The 22805-nt window shown below is 69.8% G+C and carries 26 protein-coding genes; 14 read left to right on the top strand and 12 right to left on the bottom strand.

Annotation, left to right across the window (positions count from 1 at the left end; all coding sequences use genetic code 11):
* Window positions 1-13: 13 nt before the first annotated feature.
* The 3 genes from QSK05_RS13970 to QSK05_RS13980 all read right to left on the bottom strand — a co-directional run bounded on the left by QSK05_RS13970 (window position 14) and on the right by QSK05_RS13980 (window position 2664).
* The gene (locus QSK05_RS13970) at window positions 14-1216 is read right to left on the bottom strand and encodes an MFS transporter (protein WP_285597598.1); all 1203 of its coding nucleotides are present in this window, start codon (window positions 1214-1216) and stop codon (window positions 14-16) included.
* Window positions 1213-1623: a DUF6578 domain-containing protein gene (locus QSK05_RS13975; RefSeq protein WP_285597599.1), complete on the bottom strand. Its 411-nt coding sequence runs from the start codon at window positions 1621-1623 to the stop codon at window positions 1213-1215. The genes QSK05_RS13970 and QSK05_RS13975 overlap by 4 nt, the downstream gene beginning before the upstream one ends.
* A gap of 171 nt (window positions 1624-1794) precedes the next feature.
* Window positions 1795-2664, bottom strand: a complete 870-nt coding sequence (locus tag QSK05_RS13980; RefSeq protein WP_285597600.1) for a DMT family transporter — start codon at window positions 2662-2664, stop codon at window positions 1795-1797.
* A gap of 37 nt (window positions 2665-2701) precedes the next feature.
* Here QSK05_RS13980 and QSK05_RS13985 point away from each other — a divergent pair, with 37 nt between their 5' ends.
* Window positions 2702-4105 (top strand): aminotransferase-like domain-containing protein, encoded by a 1404-nt coding sequence (locus QSK05_RS13985; protein WP_285597601.1) that lies wholly within the window; start codon window positions 2702-2704, stop codon window positions 4103-4105.
* A gap of 74 nt (window positions 4106-4179) precedes the next feature.
* Here the strand turns inward: QSK05_RS13985 and QSK05_RS13990 are convergent, their stop codons facing one another.
* Window positions 4180-4647, bottom strand: coding sequence for a hypothetical protein (locus tag QSK05_RS13990; protein ID WP_285597602.1), 468 nt, complete (start codon window positions 4645-4647; stop codon window positions 4180-4182).
* A gap of 530 nt (window positions 4648-5177) precedes the next feature.
* Here QSK05_RS13990 and QSK05_RS13995 point away from each other — a divergent pair.
* Together QSK05_RS13995 and QSK05_RS14000 are read left to right on the top strand one after the other, a co-directional pair.
* Window positions 5178-5582, top strand: coding sequence for a PilZ domain-containing protein (locus tag QSK05_RS13995; protein WP_285597603.1), 405 nt, complete (start codon window positions 5178-5180; stop codon window positions 5580-5582).
* 69 nt (window positions 5583-5651) lie between these two features.
* Window positions 5652-6329: a DUF6308 family protein gene (locus QSK05_RS14000; protein ID WP_285597604.1), complete on the top strand. Its 678-nt coding sequence runs from the start codon at window positions 5652-5654 to the stop codon at window positions 6327-6329.
* Between the two features lie 37 nt (window positions 6330-6366).
* Here the strand turns inward: QSK05_RS14000 and QSK05_RS14005 are convergent, their stop codons facing one another.
* Complete coding sequence (locus tag QSK05_RS14005; protein WP_285597605.1) at window positions 6367-7434, bottom strand: helix-turn-helix transcriptional regulator; 1068 nt, start codon at window positions 7432-7434, stop codon at window positions 6367-6369.
* A 61-nt stretch (window positions 7435-7495) separates the two neighbouring features.
* On the opposite strand from QSK05_RS14005, the gene QSK05_RS14010 reads away from it, so the two are divergent.
* The 3 genes from QSK05_RS14010 (at window position 7496) to QSK05_RS14020 (ending at window position 8931) form a co-directional block, all read left to right on the top strand.
* The gene (locus QSK05_RS14010) at window positions 7496-7912 is read left to right on the top strand and encodes a VOC family protein (RefSeq protein WP_285597606.1); all 417 of its coding nucleotides are present in this window, start codon (window positions 7496-7498) and stop codon (window positions 7910-7912) included.
* A 439-nt stretch (window positions 7913-8351) separates the two neighbouring features.
* Window positions 8352-8654, top strand: a complete 303-nt coding sequence (locus tag QSK05_RS14015; RefSeq protein ID WP_285597607.1) for a type II toxin-antitoxin system Phd/YefM family antitoxin — start codon at window positions 8352-8354, stop codon at window positions 8652-8654.
* 16 nt (window positions 8655-8670) lie between these two features.
* Window positions 8671-8931 carry a type II toxin-antitoxin system RelE family toxin gene (locus QSK05_RS14020; protein WP_285597608.1) on the top strand — a complete coding sequence of 87 codons (261 nt, stop codon included), beginning with the start codon at window positions 8671-8673 and terminating at the stop codon, window positions 8929-8931.
* Window positions 8932-9037: 106 nt separating this feature from the next.
* On the opposite strand, the gene katG is transcribed toward QSK05_RS14020, so the two are convergent.
* Together katG and QSK05_RS14030 are read right to left on the bottom strand one after the other, a co-directional pair.
* On the bottom strand, window positions 9038-11266 hold the full coding sequence (gene katG / locus QSK05_RS14025; RefSeq protein WP_285597609.1) for a catalase/peroxidase HPI: 2229 nt from the start codon (window positions 11264-11266) through the stop codon (window positions 9038-9040).
* Between the two features lie 24 nt (window positions 11267-11290).
* Window positions 11291-11719 carry a Fur family transcriptional regulator gene (locus tag QSK05_RS14030; RefSeq protein WP_285597610.1) on the bottom strand — a complete coding sequence of 143 codons (429 nt, stop codon included), beginning with the start codon at window positions 11717-11719 and terminating at the stop codon, window positions 11291-11293.
* A gap of 338 nt (window positions 11720-12057) precedes the next feature.
* Between QSK05_RS14030 and QSK05_RS14035 the strand changes: the two genes are divergently transcribed.
* From QSK05_RS14035 to QSK05_RS14055, 5 genes are all read left to right on the top strand, one after another.
* Complete coding sequence (locus QSK05_RS14035; protein ID WP_285597611.1) at window positions 12058-13620, top strand: hypothetical protein; 1563 nt, start codon at window positions 12058-12060, stop codon at window positions 13618-13620.
* A 16-nt stretch (window positions 13621-13636) separates the two neighbouring features.
* On the top strand, window positions 13637-14548 hold the full coding sequence (locus tag QSK05_RS14040) for a hypothetical protein (RefSeq protein WP_285597612.1): 912 nt from the start codon (window positions 13637-13639) through the stop codon (window positions 14546-14548).
* A gap of 11 nt (window positions 14549-14559) precedes the next feature.
* Window positions 14560-14853: a hypothetical protein gene (locus QSK05_RS14045; RefSeq protein WP_285597613.1), complete on the top strand. Its 294-nt coding sequence runs from the start codon at window positions 14560-14562 to the stop codon at window positions 14851-14853.
* 78 nt (window positions 14854-14931) lie between these two features.
* Window positions 14932-15969 carry a tetratricopeptide repeat protein gene (locus QSK05_RS14050; protein WP_285597614.1) on the top strand — a complete coding sequence of 346 codons (1038 nt, stop codon included), beginning with the start codon at window positions 14932-14934 and terminating at the stop codon, window positions 15967-15969.
* A 115-nt stretch (window positions 15970-16084) separates the two neighbouring features.
* Window positions 16085-17392 (top strand): glycosyltransferase family 87 protein, encoded by a 1308-nt coding sequence (locus tag QSK05_RS14055; protein ID WP_285597615.1) that lies wholly within the window; start codon window positions 16085-16087, stop codon window positions 17390-17392.
* Here QSK05_RS14055 and QSK05_RS14060 read toward each other — a convergent pair.
* Entirely contained in the window at window positions 17373-17723 is a 351-nt protein-coding gene (locus QSK05_RS14060) for an MFS transporter (RefSeq protein WP_285597946.1), read from the bottom strand. The genes QSK05_RS14055 and QSK05_RS14060 overlap by 20 nt on opposite strands.
* 126 nt (window positions 17724-17849) lie before the next feature.
* On the opposite strand from QSK05_RS14060, the gene QSK05_RS14065 reads away from it, so the two are divergent.
* On the top strand, window positions 17850-18203 hold the full coding sequence (locus tag QSK05_RS14065; RefSeq protein ID WP_285597616.1) for a VOC family protein: 354 nt from the start codon (window positions 17850-17852) through the stop codon (window positions 18201-18203).
* 12 nt (window positions 18204-18215) lie between these two features.
* Here the strand turns inward: QSK05_RS14065 and QSK05_RS14070 are convergent, their stop codons facing one another.
* Window positions 18216-19316 carry an NAD(P)/FAD-dependent oxidoreductase gene (locus tag QSK05_RS14070; RefSeq protein WP_285597617.1) on the bottom strand — a complete coding sequence of 367 codons (1101 nt, stop codon included), beginning with the start codon at window positions 19314-19316 and terminating at the stop codon, window positions 18216-18218.
* A gap of 116 nt (window positions 19317-19432) precedes the next feature.
* Between QSK05_RS14070 and QSK05_RS14075 the strand changes: the two genes are divergently transcribed.
* On the top strand, window positions 19433-19903 hold the full coding sequence (locus tag QSK05_RS14075; protein ID WP_285597618.1) for a MarR family winged helix-turn-helix transcriptional regulator: 471 nt from the start codon (window positions 19433-19435) through the stop codon (window positions 19901-19903).
* Window positions 19904-20000: 97 nt separating this feature from the next.
* Here QSK05_RS14075 and QSK05_RS14080 read toward each other — a convergent pair whose 3' ends face one another.
* The 3 genes from QSK05_RS14080 to QSK05_RS14090 are packed head-to-tail and all read right to left on the bottom strand — an operon-like array spanning window position 20001 to window position 21651.
* The gene (locus QSK05_RS14080; protein ID WP_285597619.1) at window positions 20001-20609 is read right to left on the bottom strand and encodes a dihydrofolate reductase family protein; all 609 of its coding nucleotides are present in this window, start codon (window positions 20607-20609) and stop codon (window positions 20001-20003) included.
* A 29-nt stretch (window positions 20610-20638) separates the two neighbouring features.
* On the bottom strand, window positions 20639-21040 hold the full coding sequence (locus QSK05_RS14085; RefSeq protein ID WP_285597620.1) for a cytidine deaminase: 402 nt from the start codon (window positions 21038-21040) through the stop codon (window positions 20639-20641).
* Window positions 21040-21651, bottom strand: a complete 612-nt coding sequence (locus tag QSK05_RS14090) for a TetR/AcrR family transcriptional regulator (protein WP_285597621.1) — start codon at window positions 21649-21651, stop codon at window positions 21040-21042. The genes QSK05_RS14085 and QSK05_RS14090 overlap by 1 nt, the downstream gene beginning before the upstream one ends.
* Window positions 21652-21748: 97 nt before the next feature.
* Here QSK05_RS14090 and QSK05_RS14095 point away from each other — a divergent pair, with 97 nt between their 5' ends.
* Window positions 21749-22780: a hypothetical protein gene (locus QSK05_RS14095; RefSeq protein ID WP_285597622.1), complete on the top strand. Its 1032-nt coding sequence runs from the start codon at window positions 21749-21751 to the stop codon at window positions 22778-22780.
* Window positions 22781-22805 lie beyond the last annotated feature (25 nt).

Here is a 22805-nt window from a genome sequence, read left to right on the forward strand (position 1 = left end):
GGCCGTCCTGCGGTTAGGCCGCCACCGGGCGCACCGGCCGCACCGCCGCGCCCGGCAGGAACCGCCCCACCACCGCCACCCCACCGGCGGTGGCGGCGGCCAGCCCGGCGAGCGCCAGCCACGGCACGGCGTGCCCGAGCGCGAACAGGGCGGTGAACGCGCCCGGCACCACGACATTGGCGATGGCGAAGCCGTACTGGAACCCCGCCAGGTACATGCCGCGGTGCTGGACGGGCGCGGCGTCGGCGGCCAGGGCCTGGGCGACCGGGGCGTGGATCATCTCGGCCAGGCAGTAGACCAGGACGAGGACGGCGAGCAGGAACGAGGAGAAGATCATCGACCGGACCGGCAGGACGGCCATGGCCAGGGCCCACACGCACCACAGTCCGCCGGCGGCCGCGAGCGCCTGTACGCGGGAGAAGCCGCCGAGGCGGTCGGCGACGAACAGTTGCGCCGTGACGATGACGAGGGTGTTGAGCGCCAGGAGGGGTCCGAGCACGGCCACGTGGGCGATGCCGCCCTCCTTCACCGCGATGGGCAGGCCGACCATCAGGGCGTCGCTGCAGATCGCGAAGCCGATGTCGACCACGATCAGGCCGAGGAAGGCGCGGTCGCGCAGCAGGGTCCTGAGCCCGGACTGCCGCTGCGCGGCGGGGACGGTGAGGGCCATCGGTACCTGGAGCAACAGCACGGCGGCCACCAGGTAGGAGAGCACGTTGAACGCCAGGGCCACCTGGAACAGCGGCATCGATCCGTGCGCCACGAGCAGGCCGCCGATCAGGGCCCCGACGCCGAACCCGATGGCCTGGGTCATGCCGGTCATGGCGAACAGGCGTTCCCGGGACAGCACCAGGGGCAGCCCGGCGAGCATGGAGAAGAAGGTGGCCCAGAACACCCGCAGCCCGGCGGTCGACAGCACGAACGCGAGGAAGATCGGCACCGGGTCGCGGGCGACGAGGAACAGGATGTAGCCCAGGGCCTGGATCAGCTGCCCGGCCACGACCAGGGCGCGGGGTGAGAAGCGGTCGGCCAGGCTGCCGGCGAAGAGCGGGATGACCAGGCCGGTCGTGGCAGCGACGCTGGCGATCAGTCCCACCTGGGCCAGGGGCAGGTCGGCGACGCGGTGGAAGTACAGCAGCACCATCGGCCCGGCGGTGCCCGATCCGAGGGAGTCGATGAGCAGGGACGCGAGCAGGATCGGGTGGACGCGGGTCACGTCGGGTCCGGTTCACCGGCCGTGTAGGCGGCGGAGGTCAGCTCGACGATCCAGCCGTCGAAGGTCCGGTCGGGTTGCTCGCGCTCCCACGGGTCGGCCCGGTCGACCTGGCGCAGTCGTCCGCTGTTCGGCACGGTCTCCCGCGTGCGCTCACGCAGAACCCGCCCGACCGTGAGCACCTGGATGCCGGCGACGGTTCCGGTCAGTACCCCGTCGGTCCGGCCGCCGTGGTGCTCCTCCTGGAAATGGATCCGGCGCGCCCGGTCCGCGCTGAGCCGATCGTCCACCCCGCCGATGCCCTCCGGGGTGGCGAGCACGTCCCAGCGCACGTCGTCACCGGTCCGGAAGACCTCACCGCAACACTGGAACTGCCAGCTGTCCACCCACACGTACGCGCGCACGTCCATGATCCTCTCCCCGAACCCGCCGGTTTCCTGAGGTTACTCAAGCATTACGCAGCGGTTTCCCTCCGGCGTACCCGCCGGTTGAGGACAGGGCGGGTCCATGCCGTACCGTTCCCCCTCGGCCCCGGCCTCGTGCGCGACCTGAGGTCCTTGGTCCCGGGCCCCGACGCCTGCCTAGAGCCGCGCCCGCACGGCCAGTCCCGCGCAGACGATGACGACCACCCCTCCGGCGAGGGTCGGCCAGGTGAGCTGTTCGTGCAGCAGGAGCGAGGCCCACAGGATGCTCATCACCGGCTGGGTCAGCTGCACCTGGCTGACCTGGGCCATCGGTCCGATGGCCAGTCCCCGGTACCAGGCGAAGAAGCCCAGGAACATGCTCACCACACAGAGGTAGGAGAACGCCGCCCACTGCGCGGGCGACCCGGCGGGCGGCTCCCGCAGCAGTGACGACAGGGCCAGGGCGAGCATCAGCGGGGCCGCCAGCACCAGCGCCCACGAGACGGTTTGCCACGAGCCGAGTTCGCGGGCCAGCAGGCCGCCCTCGGCATATCCCACGGCGGCCGCGACGACGGCACCGAACAGGAGCAGGTCGGCCTGCGCCAGGCTGCCCAGTCCCCCTGACTGCAATCCCGCGAAGAACAGCGCCGCCACCGCGCCCAGCCCGGCGAATCCCCAGAAGGCAACCGCCGGTCGTTCTCCCACCCGCAGCACGACCGCGATGGCGGTGGCCGCGGGCAGGATCGCGATCACGACCGCCCCGTGACCGGCCGGTGCGGTGGTCAGCGCGTAGGAGGTCAGCAGCGGGAACCCGGCCACGACACCACCGGCGACCACGGCCAGGCGACCCCACTGCCGGCGGTCCGGACGGTGCTGACGGGTCGCCCAGAGCGCCACCGTGGCCAGGACAGCGGCGACCACCGCGCGGCCGGAACCGATCAGCAGGGGCGAGAGCCCACCGACCGCCACCCGGGTGAAGGGGACGGTGAAGGAGAAGGCCAGGACCCCGAGAAGGCCCCAGGCCAGCCCGGTCCGGGGTGATAGCACCGGACGTTCAGGAGTGATAGTGCTACCGTGCGTCGACATGGCCGACGGTAGCACCGAGCGCATTGTCCAGGGAGTGCGAGCCTGGATCGCCGCCGCTCCGGCCGGGGCGAAACTCCCGAGCAACCGGGAGCTGATGGCCGAGTACGGCGCCGGGCCGGTGACGGTGCAGAAGGCCATGCACGCCCTCAGCGGCCTCGGCCTGGTCGAGAGCCGGGCCGGGATCGGCACGTTCGTGCGACCCGCGCGCCTACCGCAGCCGGTGGACCACCGGTGGCAGACGGCCGCGCTCGGGCAGCCCCACACCCGGCTCCCGTTGGTGCCCACTTCGCAGCGACTCGCGGCGCCCGATGCGATCGGCCTGCACTCGGGTTATCCCGACCCGGATCTGCTGCCCGGTCCCCTGGTGCGGGCCGCCCTGATCCGGGCGGCGCGCTCGGGCCCGACGCTGACCCGCTCCCCGGTCCGTGGGCTCCCGGACCTCCAGGCCTGGTTCGCGGCCGGTCTGGCCGGCACCGCTCCCGCGGGGGTGACACCTCCTGTCAGCCGCGACGTCACGATCGTGCCGGGCACGCAGAGCGGGCTCAGTTCGGTCCTGCGCTGCGTGGTCGGTCCCGGCCGGGCACTGCTCGTGGAGTCGCCGACCTACTGGGGTGCCCTGCTCGCGGCCGAGCAGGCCGGCGTCACCCTGGTTCCGGTGCCGGGCGGCCCGGACGGTCCCGACCCCGAGACCGTGCGCGAGGCCTTCGCCCGCACCGGGGCCCGGGCCTTCTACGCCCAGCCCACGTACGCCAACCCCACCGGCGTCCAGTGGTCCCGCGAGCGCGGGCAGGCGGTGCTGGAGGTGGTGCGCGAGTTCGGGGCGTTCCTGATCGAGGACGACTGGGCCCACGACCTCGCCATCGACTCAGACCCCGGTCCGCTGGCCGCGCACGACGACAGTGGGCACGTCATCTACCTGCGCTCGCTGACCAAGAGCCTGTCGCCCGCCCTGCGCATCGGTGCGGTGATCGCCCGCGGGCCCGTGCGGGACCGGATCGCCGCCGACCGCGGGGCCGAGGGGCTCTACGTCAGCAGCATCCTGCAGACCGCCACGCTCGATGTCCTCACCCGGCCCGGATGGCGTACCCATCTGCGAGAACTGCGGCAGGGACTACGGATCCGGCGTGACCTGCTGCTGCGGTCGTTGCGCGAGCACACGCCCGCCGCGCACCTCGAGCAGGTTCCGGCCGGCGGGATCCACCTGTGGGTGCGGCTGCCCGACGGCATCGATCCGGACCGGCTCGCCCGTGACTGTGAGGCCCGTGGTCTCATGGTGGCGCCGGGCCCGGAGTGGTTCCCGGCCGAGCCGACCCACCCCTACCTGCGGCTGAACTACTCCGCGCCGGGCCCCGACCGGTTTCCCGAGGCCGCGCAGATTCTTCAGGCCGTCATCGAGGGGTAACCAGGGTGATCGTGCAGATCGTGCACGGCCTGCCAGCGTCTTGACCGGCCGTGCATCACCGCAGGTGGCGTGGCTCAGCCGAGCCAGGCCCAGTCGCTCGGCGAGGCCGAGTAGGTCACGTCGCCCCAGACCGCATCGACGTCGGTGTCGGGGGTCGGGGAGTCGATGTAGACGGTCTGGCGCAGACCGTTCTTTCTGTCGTCCCTGGTGATGCCGACATTCGAGTCCGGGCACAGGTCGCCCGGGATGTCGATGATCTCGGTGCAGACCCGCACCGTTCCGCTGGGGCCGGTGAACTCGGCGCTACGGGCGATCGACTGCAGATCCCCGTTGCCGTCGTAGATGCTCGCCACCGACCAGAACCGCTTGAGCTGATAGCCACCGGGCATCGTCGTCGGCAGGGGCAACGTCACGCCGGACGCCTCGGCGTACGCGTCCTCGACCTTCACCCGTGCTTCGTTCTCCTGGACATGACCACAGCCGGCCAGAGCCAGGAGCACCATCCCCACCACAGCCAGCTTCTTACCTACACGCACACGCACTTGCGACGGCCCTCCCCGAGCCTCGAACGGCCAGCTCGATCCGGGCATTTGCTGGCCTACAGCGCGAACCTTCGCACAGATGGCCCCGGCTCGGTCAACTTCTGGGACCGCTTCGGCAAAAGTATGACGCAGCGTGAAACACCGTGTTGGCATTGATGATTTGGACGGCATACCGAGAACACTCAGCGCGGTCGCCCGCCACCAGAGCGCTACCGGCGCACTACCGCGACCGGCGGCGCGATCATCCCCCGGTCATAGGGGTTTTCAGCTAGCCGCCGGACAATCGCGATCTTTACCGGGCGGCCGACGGGAGAGCGCCACGCTCCGTCCACCGTGCGACGCGACCCTCCCCGTCTGCGCTACGCCAGATGGCTGACGTGACCCACCGACTGTGACCCCGAGTCACCTATCTGGCACTCAGCGGTGTTAGCTTTTGGGGGTCAGGCAATCCGTCGCCATCAGGCGGGCAGTAAGCCCCCGTCGAGACCACCGGCGGAAGACCAGCAGCCTTCGACCGGAAGGGAACAGCCGTGAAATTGGTCCCGTGGCCACGCAAGAACGACCGGACGTCCGCGGCACGATCCAGCCGCCTCCCTGTCGAGGCACCCATCCAGCGGCGTCGTTTCGTCCGCGAGATGGTGCGGGTGCCGGTGGTGGTACTCAACTCGAACGGCATCCGCCTGGCCTCCGGCGCCACCATCGAGGTCAGTGAGGGCGGGGTCCGCGCCCACCTGAACCAGCACCTGCACGAGAACACCCGGGTGCGTGTGGAGATGCACCTGGCCCGCGACCGGATCGTCGCCATCGGCGGCACGGTGCGCCGCGCCCCGGGCGACCGGCGCCCGATCGTGGTCGCGTTCGATCACCGGCACGCCCACCAGGACGATCTGCGGGCGCTCGTCTTCGCCGCCCAGCGGGCCAACGCCAAACGCTGAAGCCTCGCCGCTGTTCTGCCGAGACACGCCGTGACGCAGGTTCAGCCGAAGCGACGTCAGGGGAACGACATGGCGGTCACCGCCCTGAAGATCGGCCGGTTCAGCATCTCGGTCGCCAAGGCCGAGACCTGGGTGAGGCAGTACACCGCCGAACGCACTCGTCCGGCCTACGCCTACCCGGCGTACGACGGCTACCGGGCGTCCGGGCGCGCCGGTCCCCTGGAGGACGCCGACCTGCTGGCCCCGGTGCTGCTCAACGTCCGGCCCACCCTCGAGGCCTACTACTGGCTGCAGAGCCGGCTGCCGGTGCTCAACGAGGCACTGGACCGGATCCCGCCCGACGCCTCCATCACCGGCAACGACCTGGGTCTGCTCGAGCCGTTGTTCGCCGTGCTCGACGGCAACACCCGCTGGGGGGTGGGCATGCCCACCCTGGCCACGGTGCTGCACCGCAAGCGCCCGGGCTTCGTACCGCTGTGGGACGAGCGCGTACGCGCCTGCTACTACGGGGCCGACGCCCCGGTCCCACCGGTCCCGGGCCGCGGCAAGGGACAGTTGGCCGTGGCTGTGGCCGCCGCCATGCGCGACGACCTCACGGCTGCGACCCCGGCCTGGGCGGCCCTGGCGACCATCGCCACCGAACCGGCGATCACGCCCCTGCGCGTCCTGGACATCGTCGCCTGGCAACTGGGCAAGGACGGCGAGTCGGTGCCGCGCCAGGCCGGCCCGGCCGACGCGACCGTGTGATCCACTCGCCCATTCGTGACCAGGGCCCCGGGCCCGATCACGAACCAGGCGGGGCGTGGCTCCCGTCGAGCAACCGCTGCGCGAGATCGGCCATCCGATCGCGCAACGACGCCGGCTCCTCGATCACGAACGGCAGGTCGAGCCCCGCGATCAGCGCCGGCACCCAGTCAAGTCGCTGCGCGTTGAGCCGCACGCGCACCCAGCCCGGGTCGTCGGCCAGCTCCTCCACCAGCGCCAGCCCGGGCGGCAGGCGACGGCCCACGTCGACCGGGCCGGCCTGCACCCGGACCGACACCGGATGGGCCCACGGGGTCCGGGCCAGGGACGTCAGCACCGTGGCCCCCGGATCAGGATCCCGATCCCCACCGGCGCCAGAGCCGGAGCCCGGGTCAGTGGCCCGCTCGACGGCCCGTTCCGGGGCCGATGCGATGGCCTGCTCGACGGCCGATCCGGTGGCCGGTTGCGAGGTGCCCGGCACCTGCGTGACCCGCGAGATCCGGTCCAGCCGGAACGTCCGCTGCTGGTGCTCCTCGACCGTCGCCGTCAGGTACCAGCGACCCGCATGCCCGACCACATGGTGCGGCTGGATCGAACGGACGGACGCGCGTCCCTCACGGTCGGTGTAAGCAATGTCGACACCAAGGTTCTCGTGGGCGGCAACGGCCAGCGACAAGAGGACGCCGGTGTCCACCGGCGGTTTCCGGGCTGCCGGGGCAGTGAAAGCCGCCGTCGCGAGGAACGCCTCCATCCGCGTACGGGAGGCGTCGGGCAGGACGCGGCGCAGCTTGGCCAGAGCGCTCTCGGAGGCGGTGGAGTCCGGCACCAGACCGGCCCGGCTACCGATGACCAGGCCGGTCATCACCGCGATCGCCTCGTCGTCGGTCAGCATGAGCGGCGGCATCCGGAACCCCGGGGCCAGCCGGTAGCCGCCGTAACGCCCACGCTCGGACTGCACCGGGATACCCAGATCCATCAGGTGCGCGGCGTATCGCCGTACCGTGCGCTCGTCGACGTCCAGCCGCTGCGCCAGGTCCGCCACCCGGCGGGTGCCCCCGGCCTGGAGCATCTCGAGCAGCGCGAGCACGCGGGACGTCGGACGGGTCATCGGAAAAGAACATCACGGATACCGGGCGGATCCTGCCCGGTATCCCTCCTACGGTCGCGTCATGACCGCAACCAGCTTCGCCTCGATCCGCATCATCACCGCCGACGTGCCCGCCCTCGTCGCCTTCTACGAGAAGATCGCCGCCACCACCGCCGACTGGGCCACCGACCTGTTCGCCGAGGTGCGCACCCCCGCCGCCCGGGTGGCCGTCGCCGGCACCGCGACCCTGGCCCCCTTCGGCATCCGCCTCGACCCCGCCGCCAACCGCTCGGTCATCGTCGAGTTCCTGGTGACCGACGTGGACGCCGAGTACGACCGGCTCACGGGCGAGCTGGACGGGCTGAAGGTCGTGCAGGAACCCACCACCATGCCCTGGGGCAACCGCTCCCTGCTCGTGCGCGACCCGGACGGCAACCTGGTGAACCTCTTCACCCCGGTGACCGCGGCCGCGCAGGAGCGGTTCGGGCAGCCCGGCTGAGCGAACCTCGACATCGGCGCGACCGGCCGCGCAGCAGCTACGGATGCTCCACGCACCTACGCTCCCGTGCTCACGTCCGTCCATCTATGTCGGTGTCCACCACGTCGGACAGCCACGTCGGACAGCCACGTCCGACAGCCACGTCCGACAGCCACGTCCGACAGCCACGTCCGACAGCCACGTCCGACAGCCACGTCCGACAGCCACGTCCGTAGCCCTACTGATGCCACAACAACCTGATGCCACAACGGCCTGGCGCCACAACAACCTGGCGCCACAACGGCCTGATGCCACAGCGACCGGCCTGGGTGCCGTCTCCTCTGGAGCCCCACGGGAATCACCCACAAATCGCGGCACTCGGAGCGCGGAAGCTCCCATGAGGGAACACTTATCGATTGTGTACACATGGTACATCCGGTACCGGATGTACCGTTTGTACATGATTGATCTGCCCCGTCTGTCCATCCGTGACGTCCGCGAGCGGCTGGCCGACGTGGTGGACGAGGCCTGCCACGACCGACCCACGGTGATCACCCGCCGGGGCAGGCCTGTGGCGGCCCTCGTCCCGATCGACATCCTGCGGCGCTACCTCGAACTCGAAGAACGCGAGATCAACCGCATCATCGATGAGCGGATCTGCGGGCACCCGCAGAGCGAGGGTGAGACCGAGGACAGTGGCGCCCCGGCCGGAGCAGTCCCACTGGAGACCGTACTGCGCGAAACAGCCTCTCGTGCAGAGTGATTACCAGGTAATGGTGATGCCATCAGCCCGTGCGGAACTCGCCCGGGCTTCCCGGGCTGCGGCCCTGCGCATCCTGAGGAGACTGATCGAGCTCGAAACCGATCCCTACAGTTTCTTCTCGGCCGGACCGGTGCCCTTCACCTCCCGACCAGAACGCCGCATGCTGCAGGTGGGCGATCACCGGGTGGTCTACACGATCGAGCGGCAACACATCATCGTCCGGGCCGTACTGGCCGGCGGGGGCACGACGCTGCCGGTGACTTCACCGATGCGGTGACCACGTCGTCCTCCATGGGGGAAGGTGGCCCGGGAACGCCGGTGGGCCCGGCCGATCCCGCGAGGGATCAGCCGGGCCCACCGATTGTTGCTGTGAGCCTGAAGGATCAGGCCAGGTCGAACCGGTCGGCGTCCATGACCTTGACCCACGCCTTGACGAAGTCCGCGACGAACTTGTCCTGGGCGTCGGCGCTGGCGTAGACCTCGGCGAGCGCGCGCAGGATCGAGTTCGAGCCGAAGACCAGGTCCACCGCGGTGGCGGTGTACTTGACCTCGTCGGTACCCAGGTCGCGGATCTCGTAGAGGTTCTCGCCCTCGGCGGCGGCCTTCCACTTCGTGCCCGGCGAGAGCAGGTTGACGAAGAAGTCGTTCGTCAGCTGCCCCGGCTTGTCGGTGAAGACACCGGCCGGGTTACCGCCCACGTTGTTCCCGAGCACCCGCAGGCCACCCAGCAGCGCGGTGGTCTCCGGGGCGGTCAGGCCCAGCATGTAGGCACGGTCGACCAGCAGCACCTCGGGCTGGGTCTTCTCACCCTCGCGCAGGTACTGACGGAAGCCGTCGGCCCGCGGCTCGAGCACCGCGAACGACTCCACGTCGGTCTGCTCCTGCGTGGCGTCGGTGCGGCCCGCGTGGAACGGCACGGTCACCTCGACGCCGGCGTCCTTGGCCGCCTTCTCGACGGCGGCCGAACCGGCCAGCACGATCAGGTCGGCCAGCGAGATCTGGGCGCCACCGGCACCGTTGAACTCGGCACGGATGCCCTCGAGCTTGCCCAGGACGGAGGCCAGCTGCTCGGGCTGGTTGACCGCCCAGCTCTTCTGCGGCTCCAGGGCGATGCGGGCACCGTTGGCGCCACCGCGCTTGTCGGTGGTGCGGAAGCTCGCGGCGCTGGCCCACGCGGTCTGCACCAGCTCGGCCACGGACAGGCCGGACTCCAGCACCTTGGCCTTGAGCGACGCCACGTCGGCGTCGCCGACCAGGGCACCCTCGACGGCGGGGACCGGGTCCTGCCACAGCTGCGGCTCGGCGACCCACGGGCCCAGGAAGCGGGCGACCGGACCCATGTCACGGTGCAGCAGCTTGTACCAGGCCTTGGCGAAGGCCAGCTGGAACTCGTCCGGGTTCTCCAGGAAGCGCTTCGAGATCGGGCCGTAGATCGGGTCGAAGCGCAGGCTCAGGTCGGTCGTCAGCATCGTCGGGCGGTACTTCTTCGACGAGTCGTAGGCGTCCGGGATGATCTCGTCGTCCGTCTTGGCCACGTAGTGCTTGCCGCCACCGGGGCCGGTGGTCAGCTCCCACTCGTACCCGAAGAGGATCTCGAAGAAGCGGTTGCTCCACTCGGTGGGCTTGTCGGTCCAGGTGACCTCCAGGCCGGAGGTGACCGTGTCCTTACCCTTGCCGGTGCCGTTCGGGTTCAGCCAGCCCAGGCCCTGGGCCTCGATGGCCTCGCCCTCGGGCTCGGGGCCGATCTCGGCCACGGAGGCGCCGTGCGTCTTGCCGAAGGTGTGGCCACCGGCGATGAGGGCGACGGTCTCCTCGTCGTTCATCGCCATCCGGCCGAAGGTCTCGCGGATGAAGTGCGCGGCGGCGCGGAAGTCGGCGCTGCCCTTGGGGCCCTCGGGGTTGACGTAGATGAGACCCATCTCGGTCGCACCGACCCCGGGCAGGACCTCGTTGTCGGAGACGTAACGGCTGTCGGCCAGCCAGGTGTCTTCCGGGCCCCAGACGATCTCTTCCGGCTCCCACACGTCGGCGCGGCCGAAACCGAAGCCGAACGTCTTGAAGCCCATCGACTCCAGGGCCACGTTGCCGGCGAGCACGAGCAGGTCGGCCCACGAGACGGTCTGGCCGTACTTCTGCTTGACCGGCCACAGCAGGCGGCGGGCCTTGTCCAGGTTGGCGTTGTCGGGCCAGCTGTTCAGCGGAGCGAAACGCTGCCCGCCGTCACCGGCGCCACCGCGGCCGTCCTCGATGCGGTAGGTACCGGCTGCGTGCCAGCTCATCCGGATCATCAGGCCGCCGTAGTGACCGAAGTCAGCCGGCCACCAGTCCTGCGACGTGGTCAGGACCTCGACGATGTCGGCCTTCAGGGCCTCGACGTCGAGCTTCTTGAACGCCTCGGAGTACTCGAAGTCCTCACCCAGCGGGTTGCCCTTGGACGAGTGCGCGTGCAGGACCGACAGGTCGAGCTGGTTCGGCCACCAGTCCCGGTTCGTGCGCGGTGCACTGGTCTTGGGGGTCGGCGCGCTGATCGCCGGGTTTTCGCTCTCGCTGCCGTTCGCCGTCACTGAGTCGTGCGCGACGGGGCAGCCGCCCGCGTTCTGGGTGTCGCTCATGTGCATCCTTCCGGGGCTGGCCAATTACTGAGATGTGCGTTCGGCCGTACAACGGGGGCACATGCCCCAGTAGACGACCTCCGCCTCGTCGACCACGAAGCCGTGGTCGTCCGCAGCGGTCAGGCAGGGGGCGTGGCCCACGGCGCACGCCACATCGGCGATCGCTCCACACGATCGGCACACGACGTGGTGATGGTTGTCGCCCACCCGGGTTTCGTACCGGGCATTGGCACCCATCGGCTGGATCCGCCGGATCAGCCGGGTTTCGGTGAGAACACGCAGAACGTCGTAGACGGCCTGATGACTCACCGCCGGCAGCTCGGTCCGCACCAGGCTGATCACCGTGTCGGTGTCGACGTGCGGGTGCTCGTGCAGGGCCGTCAGTACGGCCACGCGAGGCCGGGTCACGCGCAACGAGACCGAGCGCAGCTGGGCCTCGAAGTCGGACGTCATAGGCATGACCTTAGGGCACTTTTCTGGAGTAGTTCAAGTTTCTGGGCGGGCCAATCCGTGTGCCCCCGGTCGCTCCCTGCCTACGCCCGGTGACCCCACCGCCTTATTCGTGATCATGCCGATTCCCAGCCTTGGGCCGGGAGATGTCCGATCGGGTGGATTCCTGCGGACGAACAGACAGAGATCCCTCCATCGGCACGTCAGGCACGTCGCCATACGTCAATCTGACTCTTCGCAGTGTGAGGGGCCTGGCCCGTGACGGCCCTTCGCCGGTGCCGGCCGCGGCACGACCCCATCGGCTTCCTCGCCGGCCCCGACACCGAAGGACGCGCCCCAGCATGAGCCTGCCCGACCTCAGCCAACCCGAGCAGCCGCCCATCTCGGGCCCCCTGACCGGCGGGACCTGGACCCCGGTCGGGGTTCTCGCCGCCGGCATCATGGTGGAACGGCTGCTGCACTGCCTGCTCGTGCGCCCGGCCCGCCCCACCCCGGCCCAGGCCGAGGCCGGCGCCCAGCTGCGGGTCTTCGCCGAGGCGGCCGACCTGACCGTCTCCGCGACGGCCCCCGGCCCCGGCCACGCCCTCACCGTGTACATCGCCCCGTTCAGCGGCACCAACCTGTCCGGGCTGCTGACCACCCTGCGCGAGCCCCTGAACCGCCTGCGCGAGGCCGGCGGCTACCAGCAGATCCGGGTCGTCACCGGCGGCGTGGCCCGCGAACGCGGTTCCGGGGCGAACCCGTTCCACGCACTCGCCGACGCCCTGCGCGTCCCCGTCCTGGCCCCCCTCGGCACGCTCCTCCAGGTGCCGGGCAACACGCTCTTCCCGGTGGACGGCCCGGGCGCCGGCAACTGGCAGCGTTTCGCGCCCGGCCGCGTCGAACCGGTCCTGGTCGGCCCCTGGCACTTCACCGCGTCCTGGGGCTCCACGCTGCCCCTGCCCGCGCCGCGCACCGGGGAGTCCGGACTGGACGTGCTCCCGGTACCCGCCGGGGTCGTCCTCCTGCCCCACGACGGCAACGCCTCCCCCGCCGACGACATCACCTACTCGCTGCCCCTGGACCCGCGTCACCCGCTCGTGGTGGTCGACCGGCTGGGCAGTTCCCGGGTCGAGCCCGAGCAGGTGGCCGGATACCTGCGGACGATCCCGGACCAGACCCGGCACGCCGTGCGGGTGTGCACCGCTGCCACCGAGCCCACCCCCGATTGGGGACGCGCGGTCGCGGACGCCCTGGGTGAGCCGGTCGAGGTCCTTACCGGTCTACCCCTGCTGCGGGCCGGGGAGTACACCTCCTGTGTGCTGCGGACCGACGCCGCGGGTGGGGTCGAGGTGCTGTGGGAGCCGTTCGTCAGCCGCCTGCGCTACCCCTCCGGTGCCCCGGAGGTGGCGGCGCAGGTCACCGGCTGGCGTTCACCCGGCAGCGACCTGAGCCAGAGCACCGATCGGGTCTACCGGCTGGACGAGGACTGGGTGGTCGAGGTCCTGGCCAGCGGTCTGTGGTTGCGGCGCAGCGGGAACCACGCACGTGACGCCGCCGTCGACGCCCCGTTCGACCCGGCCGAGCCGACCCTCCTGGTCGGGGCCCCCGGCGACGACCTCACCGAGCAGGCCTGGTCGTACGTGGGTGACCTGACCGACCGGATCGGCCGGGGCACGGGTGCCCGGGGCCGGGTGCGGGTGCTCGGCTCGACCGGCTCGACCGGTGCGACCGGCTCGACGGCCGGGACCGCCGCACCCGTCCCCTCCCTCGACGAACCGGACCTGACCGCGTTCCCGGAACAGCCGCACGCCGTGAGCGCCCGGCAGCCGGGCGAGAACACGTCCGCGTCGGCCGACACCGCCGGCCACGAGCAGGCCGACGTCATCCCGTCCCCGCATCCACGTTCTCAATCCCTTCCCTGAGGAGCCGAGTCCGCTCATGCCGGATACCACGACCACCGTGCCGCGACGTCTGGAGGAACTGGAGGTCCGGCCCGCACCGCAGCTGTTCGCCCGGGCCACTGCCCTCCAGCTCTTCACCGACGAGCCGGAACCCGTCGAGGATCCCGGCGCCGGTCACGGGAACAGCGTGGACAGTGGTGCGGGAGCGGACACCGGGTGGATGGCATCGGGCCCACCCGCCGCGCTCAGCGGGACCCACGATCACGAAGGAGCAGGCGCTTCCCCCGGCTTCGAGGGACCCGGCCGGAGAATGCCGACCCTCCGGCGCTGCCTGGCCGTGGCGGGTGTGGTCGCGGTCCTCATGACCGGCGCGGGGCTGAGTGCCCAGGCTCTCGGCCCCGACGATCCGGCCGAACCTCCGGCGGCACCACCGTCGGCGTCCACCCCCGAGACCGCTCCGGGCACCAGCCTGGCGGGGACCACGGTGGGCTGGGGATCAGCCGGCCTGGCCGTGGGCGGCGGTATGGCGGCGCGCGCGTACTTCGGCCGGCTGGACGACCTCGTCTCGGAACTCGACGGCACGGTGAGCTTCCGGATCGTGCCCGGATACCTCGAATCCTTCCCCGAACGCTGCGCACTGACGGTCATTTTCACCGGCGTGCACGGCAAGGAGGCCAGCGCCTACGCCATGGACCTGGGCGACAGCTGGCCGGCCCCGGAGCTGGCCCCCTCCTCGAAGGTGTCCACCGACCACGGCGTGGTGCACCACCAGATGGTGATGCCGCCCGCATCCGTGAAGGCGGGCACCTCCTGGACCTACTGGTCTCTCATCGACGTCGACGGCCAACAGACCAACACCGGCCCGTACTCACTGAACCTGGTGAAACGCGACGGCTCCCGCCTGACCTGGTCATTCGGCGGGCAGACGATCACCTGCTCGGTGTACTGAGAGAATCAGCCGTGCCGAAGACCGAAAAGGGCTCTGTGCCCGAAGATCCACGCCGACCTCTGGAGATCAGGATCCAGGTGCTGGCCACGCAGGCCCAGGCCCTGGCCCTCCAAGACGTTCTCGGCGCGGCGATCTGCGGTGCGGAACTCGACCATGACGGCCCCTGCCGGGTGGCCTGGAGCACGGGCGTGACCACCGATCTCTCCACGAAGGACCGCAAGTTCCTCTGGAAACACCTCGGGCAGGTCGAGACCTGGGACAACACGGCGGTGAACGAGTCCCTGGGGATCGTGGACGAGGTCTGACGGCTCACGACGTCCGGGACCAGCCTCATGACCAGCACCGATTGTCCCCTTCGAGCCGGTGATGGCTAGGCTCCGTGAGTGGAATCAGGTACGGGCACGCCCCGCAGCACCGAAGATCAGCCTTCTGACGTCGCCGGCCCGGCGGAACGCGAGGACGGCCGGATGGCTGACGTGCTGCCCTTCCCGGGAGCTCTCGCAGCCAAGCACGCGGGCGAGCCGGAGGCCGATGCCCTCTACCACCAGGGTCAGGCCCTGAGCTCGGCCGGAGATGCCGCGGGCGCACTGGACCACTTCGAACAGGCCCTGAGCCTGTACCGGGCCGCCGCCGACCAGGCCAACGAAGCCGCCACCCTGAACGAGATCGGCAGCGTTCATTCCGAGTCCGAAGAGCCGAGTGAGGCCTTCGAACCCTTCGAGCAGGCCCTTCTCATCCTGCGGGAGATCGGCGACCGGGTCGGTGAGGCCACAGCGCTTCACAACATCGGCCACGTTCACCACCGGCTGGACGACACCGAGAAGGCCCTTGCCTGCTTCCGGCAGGCGCTCCCGATCCGCAAGGCAGTCGGTGACCGGGCCGGCCGGGCCGTCACCCTCATCAACATCGGCCAGATTCACGAGAAGCTCGGTGAGTATCTCCCCGCCGTGCACCACTACACGCAGGCCCTGACGATTCAGAAGCAGCTCGGCGACCGGGCCGGTGAGGCGGCGACCCTGAACAGTCTCGCCCACGTGCAGGATCTCCTCGACAATCCCCAGCAGGCCATCAACAACTACAGTTTGGCTCTGCCCATCCTGCAGGAGCTCGGAAACCGGGCCGCCGAGGCCACGATCCTCAACAACCTCGCCGTGATCGCCCACAAGAACCGCTATCTGGAGCAGGCGCAGGCCTACATGAACCAGGCCCTGGAACTGGTCCGCGCTCTGGGCGATCGCGCCACCGAGGCATCGTTCACCTTCGCCAGCGCCATCATCATGTACAAGCTGGACCACCCCGAGGAAGCTCTCACCACGCTCCGCGGGGCCATCGACCTGGCCATCGAGACCGGGAACCCCGATCTCAAGGACATGCAGGAATTCCGGGAGCACCTCGAAAAGTCTCTCCCGACAGAGGAATAGCTAAGGCATCGGCACCTGGGTACCACGACGCACCCGGAGGGTGGCACCCCGGTACCGCATCGGTGAGGCCCATGGGCTGATTCGCCGGGGTGCCGGCGCTGCCTAGATTGCCGGTATGTTCGCGAAGATCGCCTGCCGGCCCAGCCGATCACTGAGAATTCCTCAGCAGGTCAAGGAGTTTCACCGGGACCGGGCGCGGGTCATCGCGCTGCTCGTCCTCGTCTCCACGCTGATCGTCGCCCTCGACCGGTTCGTCTTTCACCTGGTACCACGAGACTTTCTGACCTACCGGTACGCCGGACAGCAAGCCGCTGCCGGGCACGACATCTACCAGGGTGACATCTCGGGCCTCGACCTCACCGGGCAGCCGTTCACCTACCCGCCGTTCGCCGCTCTCGTCTTTCGCGGGTTGGGCTTCCTGAACTGGCAATTCAGCTACTTCCTCTGGACCGTCGCTTCCCTCACCGGTCTGGGACTCGTCGTCTATTGGCTGCTTTCCCCCCTTGCCCACAGACGTCTTGAGTGGTCGGCCGGAGCCCTCGTCGTGGCCTCCTGCACGAGTGTGGGTTTCACCAATGTCGCCGACGGGCAGGTGAACATCGCCCTGATGACTCTCTGTCTCCTCGATCTCCACCTTCTGCGATTCTGCGTGGACCGCAACGGCACCGGGCGCTGGATCCAGAACCTCAGCGGTGTTGGCGTGGGCCTGGCGGCGGCGATCAAGATCACGCCCGCTCTGTTCATCGTCCATCTGGCCGTGAGCCGCCAATGGAGGACACTGGCCGTCAGTCTGATGTCAGGAGGCTCGGCCACCCTCGCGGCCTACGTGTTCTTTCCGCAGCTGTCGACGACGTTCTTCTCGGCCGTGCTCTGGAACCTTCAGGATCGCGTCCGCATGGATCATCCCCTCAGCTTCTGGGGCAATGCGTCTGTCACCGGGGCGCTCCACGCAGGGGGAGACTGGACAACTCCCGTCATTCCCCTTGTCCTGCTGATGATCGTGGCCGGGGCTCTCGCCGGCGCCGCCTTCGCCCACCGACGCGGCCACCCCCTGAACGCGATCCTCATCATCGGGCTCGTCGCCCCGATCATCTCGCCCTACGCCTGGGTCCACCACTACATCTACCTGGTACCGGCCGGCACCATCATCCTCCGGCCGCTGCTACTGCACCCACCTCATCCGGATCTCTCGAACCGGCTCCGCCGGGCCGGGGCCGTCTGGTGTCTGCTGGCCCTGGGACCTGGTTCCGGGCACTGGCTGCTGCAGCACGGCGGAGAGTGGCTGCTGCCCCTGGCCCTGATCATTCGCGAGGGGCCGATCCTGGCCAGCCTTCTGTGCATCACCCTGTTAGTGCGTGACGCCCAGACACGATCGCCTGTAGCGACACCGACCACGACGTCCTTCATCGGTCGGTTTTCCTGACCGCCTCGACCTCACGCACCTGCAACGCCGGGCTGAACGACAGCACGCACGCGGTGAGCACCAGACCCGAGCAGATGAGCAGGCCACGCTGCATGCCGCTTTGGGTGACGGTGACGGTGACGGTGACGAACAAGGGGCGGCGACCGAGGGCGTCCCCCAGTCGTCCACCGGGAACCAGCCCGAGGCCGAAGGCGAGCGAGTAGATGGACAGGAACCACGCGACCCCGCTGCTCGGGGCACCGAGCTCGGTGCCGAGGGACGGCGCGGCGTAATTGACCACGGCCGAGTCCAGGAGCGTGGCGAAGCCAGCCCCGGTACAGGCGGCGAGCAGGCCCCGTTGCTCCCGGGCGGCGACATCTACGGAATCGTTAACGTCAGCAACGTAACCCTGCCGATCGTACTTTGTCCACTAATCTGGTCGACATAGGTACGCCGGCATGTCTCTCAGGAGGTTCCGATGAGTGATTTCGAGGTCCGCCAGATCGTTCTGTCGACCGACGATCTGGACGCGTCGATCCAGTTCTATACCGAGACCCTGGGCTTCGCCCTGAAGTTCCGCGACGGCGCCCACTACGCGGCGCTCGACGGCGGTTCCGTCACCGTGGCGCTGGCCACGCCCGTGGATCACCCTCTGCCGGGCAAGACCGTGGTGGCGATCAAGACCGCCGACGTGGACGCGGCGGCCAAGGCGATCGAGGCCGGCGGCGGTGCGATCGTGAAGGGGCCGTACAACGACGCCCACGAACGGCGTGCGGTGGCCTACGACAACCAGGGCAACGGGCTGGTGTTCTACAGCCCTCTGCCGCGATGAATTCCGTTCTGGTCAGGCGTTTTTCTCGAACCAGGCCGCGAACCGCGCGGTGAAGAGGTCTGCGCCCTTGCGCTGGGCGACCGTCTCCACCGTGGCCGCGGCGACACCGGCGGGTGTCGGGAGTTGCCCGACGCCCGCCCGCGGGCCCAGCGGCAGCAGGATTCTCCGATCCGGATCCGGGGTGTGAACAGCGCCCGGCCGGTCACCGGCGATCTGTGCCGTGATGTTCTCGGCCACCAGCGCGGCGTGGTTCATCGCGTAGGACGCCATCTTCGGATCGGGCAGGTCGGCGATGTCACCGATGGCGTAAACGTGATCGTGGCCTGGCACATTCAGCCGCTCGGTGACCGGGACCAGGCCCTGTTCGGTGAGGGGTGAGAGCTGCGCGTCGGCCAGATAGTCGGTGTTGACCTGAACCCCGAACGCCCGGAACCAGATGTCGGCGACCACCTCGTCCCCCTGTTCGGTGGTGACCGTGAAACGACCAGCCCGGCCCGGCTCGACCGTCGGCAACGAGACCAGAGAGGTCCCCAGCTTCAGGTCGATGCCGAGCTCGTCCAGCTGACGCAGCAGACCGTCGCGCACCTCGGGCAGGAAGCCGGGCAGCAGCTGGTCGGACCGGTCGACGATGACCACGTCCTTGTCCGGCCAGACCTCCTTGATCTCACCGGCCAGCTCCAGGCCGACGGGCCCGGCGCCGAGAATCAGCGCGCGGTCGGCGTCGGCCAGTTCCTGGTGCGTCTCGCGCAGGTCCCCGAGCTGTCGATCCAGAAGGGTGGACGATGGACGCGGCTTGGCCGGGTAGGCGTAGGTGGATCCGGTGGCCAGCACGAGATAGTCGGCCTCGACCCGTTCTCCCGAGGCGAGCTGCACACCCTTCGGGTCGGCCGAGACCACCCGGTCGCGGATCACCCGTCCCCGTTCGAGCAGCGTGCCGAACGGGAAGAAGGCGTGGGGCGCCCAGTCCGGCTGCGTCAGGGCTCGCAGCGAGGCGGCCGCATTGACGAACGCCTCGCGGGGGTCGATCAGGACGACATCTGCCGCGGGATCAAGCGTCCGGGCGACCAGCGCCCCTGCGTACCCTCCGCCGACGACCACCACTGTGCGATGCATAGAAGTTCTCCTGAAAGTGCTTTGACGGTCTGACGTACATCGCCACCCGAGTTGACGTGTCAACTTTAGGTCGGGAAAGTTGACACGTCAACTCGTAGGCCCGGTACGATTCGGGCATGGCCAAACCCCGCACCCTGAAACCCGAGGAGTGGGAGCTCTGGCACACTTGGATGCAGGCGCAGCGCCTCCTGGCCCGCGAGCTGGACCGCGGCCTGCAGCGCGACTACGGCATCTCCAAGGCCGAGTTCAGCGTGCTCGTGTCACTGCACCAGGCGCCCGAGGGAAAGATGCGCGTCGGCGAACTCGCCGAGTCTCTCGCCTGGGAGAAAAGTCGTGTCTCGCACCAGCTGACGCGGATGGAGAACCGCGATCTGGTGACTCGCACCGATTCCGGCGGCCGCCGCTCCGGGATCGAACTCACTGCCCAGGGCCGCAGCGCCGCGCAGGCCGCCATCCTGGGCCACGCCGAGAACATCCGCCGCTACTTCTTCGAGACTCTCACCCCCGAGCAGACCTCAGCCATTCAGGGGTGGAGCCAGCAGGTGGTCGGCCTCATCGAGGGGCATGACGGCGACGGTCCCGAATAGCCCACACATATCTAAGCTTCCGCCGGGGCCACCTCAGCTGGTCCCTGCCCGGGGTCCCCCGGCCTCGGTCGGGGGACCCTCCACCGGGCGAACAGACCTACGCCGAACGATCGATGCGGTAGACGACGTGGGTGGCCAGCGGTGAGGCGGCCACGTCGATGGGCTCGGCTTTGAGGTCGGGGACGCCGTCGAAGAGTCGCTCACCGCTACCCAGCAGCACGGGGGCGGTACTGAGCATGATCTCGTCGATGATCCCGCGCTGCAGACCCTGGCGCACGGCGCTCGCCCCGCCGGCAATGGTGACGGTCTTGTCGCCGGCCGCCGTGACCGCCTGCTTGACGGCCTCGTCGAAGTCATTGACGAAGTAGAAGGTGGTGCCACCCTCCATCTCGATCGGTTCGTGCGGGTAGTGGGTGAGGACGAAGACGGGCGCGTGGTAGGGCGGCTCGTCACCCCACCAGCCGCGCCAGTCGCAGTCGCTCCACTCGCCGCGGACCGGCCCGAACATGTTGCGGCCCATGACGTAGGCGCCGCGCGGCCCCATGAGCCGCTCGTTCATGCGGCGGTCGGCGTCGTTCGTGGGCTCGCTGATGTGCCAGCGGTGCACCTCGATCCCGCCGACGCCGAGCGGGTTGTCCTGACTCTGGTCGGGGCCGGCGACGAAGCCGTCGAGGGAGATGGAGAGGTGGGCGGTGATGAGAGGCATGCTTGTACGACTGTCCCCGCCCATGGAACTCATCGGGCTGCCGGCCCGACCGGACGGCCGGTGATCTCCGGCAGAAGGTCCCTCAGGGTCCGGACCGTTTCGCGGTCGAGAATGACGCCGGCCTCCAGGTTGCGCCGGTCGATCTGATGCAGGAACTCCCGGCACCGGCCGCAGGGTGGCAGGACCTCGAGCTGGCCCTGCTCGTTGCGGGTGACGGCGACGACCTGGTCGATGTGCGACTGACCGGCCGTGATCATCGCCGCGACCGCCGCGGCCTCGGCGCAGAACCCGAGGCTGCAACGGGTGTCGATACAGACGCCGAAGAACAGATCACCCTGCCGGGTCAGGATCGCCGCGGCCACGCTCCCGGACAGCCGATCGTCCACCTGCACGGGATGCAGGCGGTCGGCGGCCAGGTCGATCAGCTCCATCAGGGTTTCTCCCCCAGCAGCGCCCGCACCCCGTCCGAGTAACCCTCGATGCTCGTGCCGGGCATCAGCAGGTTCTGTACCAGGAAGCCCTGCGTGATGCCGAGCATGACGGCACCCACCTGGACCGGGTCGGCGCCGGCCGGAAGCTGGCCCTCCGCCTGCGAGCGCTGCACCACCTCGGTGTACCGGCTGCGCAGTCGCGAGACGGCAGCGTTGACCCGGGCGCTGAGGTCGGGGTTACGCACGGCCTCGGCCCAGACCTGCAGCGCGATGCGGGTCAGGTCGACGCCCGCGACGGTCTCCCGGGCGACGTTGGTCATCAGGTGATCGATCATGGTCGTGACGGCCTGGGCCGGGGAGGGCGCCGGGTCGAGCTCGAGCAGCTGGGCGAACACTTCGTCGGCTGTGCCCAGGGCACTCTCGGCCACCGCGCCGATGAGTTCCTCCTTGCTGCGGAAGTAGCGGTAGACCGCCCCGGCGGACAGCCCGGAGGCCGCGATGATGTCGGCCATCGACGTGACATGAAAGCCGTTTCGGGCGAACAGCTCCCCCGCGGCAGAGATGATCTCGCCGCGGCGGGCGGCACGGTATTCCTCGGTGACGCGGGGCATGCCCCCACCTTAAAAGCGAACGTTCGTTCTTGACAACGAGACCTCCGACTCCTAGCTTCAAAACGAATAACCGTTCTCCTTTAAGGAGCGAACGTCCATGACCACGGACGGCGCCACGACTTCCCCCGCAGAACCCCAGAACTCCCCCTGGCCCCAGGTCGCCGTCACGGTGGCGGTGCTGACCGTGCTGATCAGCCTGATCCTGGTCGCGTTCGCCTGGCCGGCGGCGCGCTCCTCGGCCCACGACATCCCGATCGCGGTGGCCGGCCCCGCCGCAGCCGCCGACCCGGTCGTCGCCGCCCTGGAGCAACGCGACGCCGGGGCCTTCGACATCACCCGGGTCGACGACACCGCCGCGGCCGAGGCCGCCGTGCGCGACCGGGACGTCTACGGCGCGATCGACGTCAGCACCGGCACCCCACAGGTGCTCATCGCCTCGGCCGCCAGCCCGGTGATCGCGCAGACGCTGCAGGCTGTGGGGGCCGCCATGTCCTCGTCGGCCGGCCAGCCGGCCTCCGCCGTGCGCGACCTCGCTCCCCTGCCCGCCGACGACCCCCGCGGCGCGGGCCTGGCCGCCGGTTCACTGCCTCTGGTGCTCGGCGGCATGCTCGCCGCCCTGCTGCTGACCAACCGGGTGCGCGGAGCGTCGCGGCGCATCGTCGGGGCCCTGAGCTACTCGATCACCGGCGGCCTGGCCATGGCCGCGATCCTGCAGTTCTGGCTGGGCTCGCTGGAGGGCAGCTACTGGGCCAACGCCGGCGCGATCGCCCTGGCCGTCGGCGCCACCTCGGTCACCATCCTCGGCCTCGAGAGCCTGCTCGGCACCGCCGGATTCGGCATCGGCGCCGCGACCATGATGCTGCTGGGCAACCCCTTCTCGGGCACGACCAGCGCCCCCGAGATGTTGCCGGGCTGGTCGGGTCAGGTGGGCCAGTTCCTGCCGCCGGGCGCGGCCGGGCACCTGCTGCGCTCCACCGCCTTCTTCGACGGCCACGGCGCGCAACAGTCGGTCGTCGTGCTCATCGTCTGGCTGCTGGCCGGAGCCGTTCTCGTGACGATCGGCAGCACCCGCTCATCCCACCGCACCCGTCCGGCGGTTCCGCAGCCGGCCGAACCCGCCCTGGCCTGATCACTGCGCTCCGCCCACCGGATCG

This window comes from Kineosporia sp. NBRC 101731 (genome assembly GCF_030269305.1).
GTDB lineage: Bacteria > Actinomycetota > Actinomycetes > Actinomycetales > Kineosporiaceae > Kineosporia.

Bases quoted from the DNA above. Each gene is read 5' to 3' on its own strand.
- QSK05_RS13975 (WP_285597599.1), bottom strand. From the start codon at position 1,623: ATGGACGTGCGCGCGTACGTGTGGGTGGACAGCTGGCAGTTCCAGTGT.
- QSK05_RS13985 (WP_285597601.1), top strand. From the start codon at position 2,702: ATGGCCGACGGTAGCACCGAGCGCATTGTCCAGGGAGTGCGAGCCTGG.
- QSK05_RS14000 (WP_285597604.1), top strand. From the start codon at position 5,652: ATGGCGGTCACCGCCCTGAAGATCGGCCGGTTCAGCATCTCGGTCGCC.
- QSK05_RS14005 (WP_285597605.1), bottom strand. From the start codon at position 7,434: ATGACCCGTCCGACGTCCCGCGTGCTCGCGCTGCTCGAGATGCTCCAG.
- QSK05_RS14010 (WP_285597606.1), top strand. From the start codon at position 7,496: ATGACCGCAACCAGCTTCGCCTCGATCCGCATCATCACCGCCGACGTG.
- QSK05_RS14015 (WP_285597607.1), top strand. From the start codon at position 8,352: ATGATTGATCTGCCCCGTCTGTCCATCCGTGACGTCCGCGAGCGGCTG.
- QSK05_RS14020 (WP_285597608.1), top strand. From the start codon at position 8,671: ATGCCATCAGCCCGTGCGGAACTCGCCCGGGCTTCCCGGGCTGCGGCC.
- katG (WP_285597609.1), bottom strand. From the start codon at position 11,266: ATGAGCGACACCCAGAACGCGGGCGGCTGCCCCGTCGCGCACGACTCA.
- QSK05_RS14030 (WP_285597610.1), bottom strand. From the start codon at position 11,719: ATGACGTCCGACTTCGAGGCCCAGCTGCGCTCGGTCTCGTTGCGCGTG.
- QSK05_RS14035 (WP_285597611.1), top strand. From the start codon at position 12,058: ATGAGCCTGCCCGACCTCAGCCAACCCGAGCAGCCGCCCATCTCGGGC.
- QSK05_RS14040 (WP_285597612.1), top strand. From the start codon at position 13,637: ATGCCGGATACCACGACCACCGTGCCGCGACGTCTGGAGGAACTGGAG.
- QSK05_RS14055 (WP_285597615.1), top strand. From the start codon at position 16,085: ATGTTCGCGAAGATCGCCTGCCGGCCCAGCCGATCACTGAGAATTCCT.
- QSK05_RS14065 (WP_285597616.1), top strand. From the start codon at position 17,850: ATGAGTGATTTCGAGGTCCGCCAGATCGTTCTGTCGACCGACGATCTG.
- QSK05_RS14070 (WP_285597617.1), bottom strand. From the start codon at position 19,316: ATGCATCGCACAGTGGTGGTCGTCGGCGGAGGGTACGCAGGGGCGCTG.
- QSK05_RS14075 (WP_285597618.1), top strand. From the start codon at position 19,433: ATGGCCAAACCCCGCACCCTGAAACCCGAGGAGTGGGAGCTCTGGCAC.
- QSK05_RS14080 (WP_285597619.1), bottom strand. From the start codon at position 20,609: ATGCCTCTCATCACCGCCCACCTCTCCATCTCCCTCGACGGCTTCGTC.
- QSK05_RS14085 (WP_285597620.1), bottom strand. From the start codon at position 21,040: ATGGAGCTGATCGACCTGGCCGCCGACCGCCTGCATCCCGTGCAGGTG.
- QSK05_RS14090 (WP_285597621.1), bottom strand. From the start codon at position 21,651: ATGCCCCGCGTCACCGAGGAATACCGTGCCGCCCGCCGCGGCGAGATC.
- QSK05_RS14095 (WP_285597622.1), top strand. From the start codon at position 21,749: ATGACCACGGACGGCGCCACGACTTCCCCCGCAGAACCCCAGAACTCC.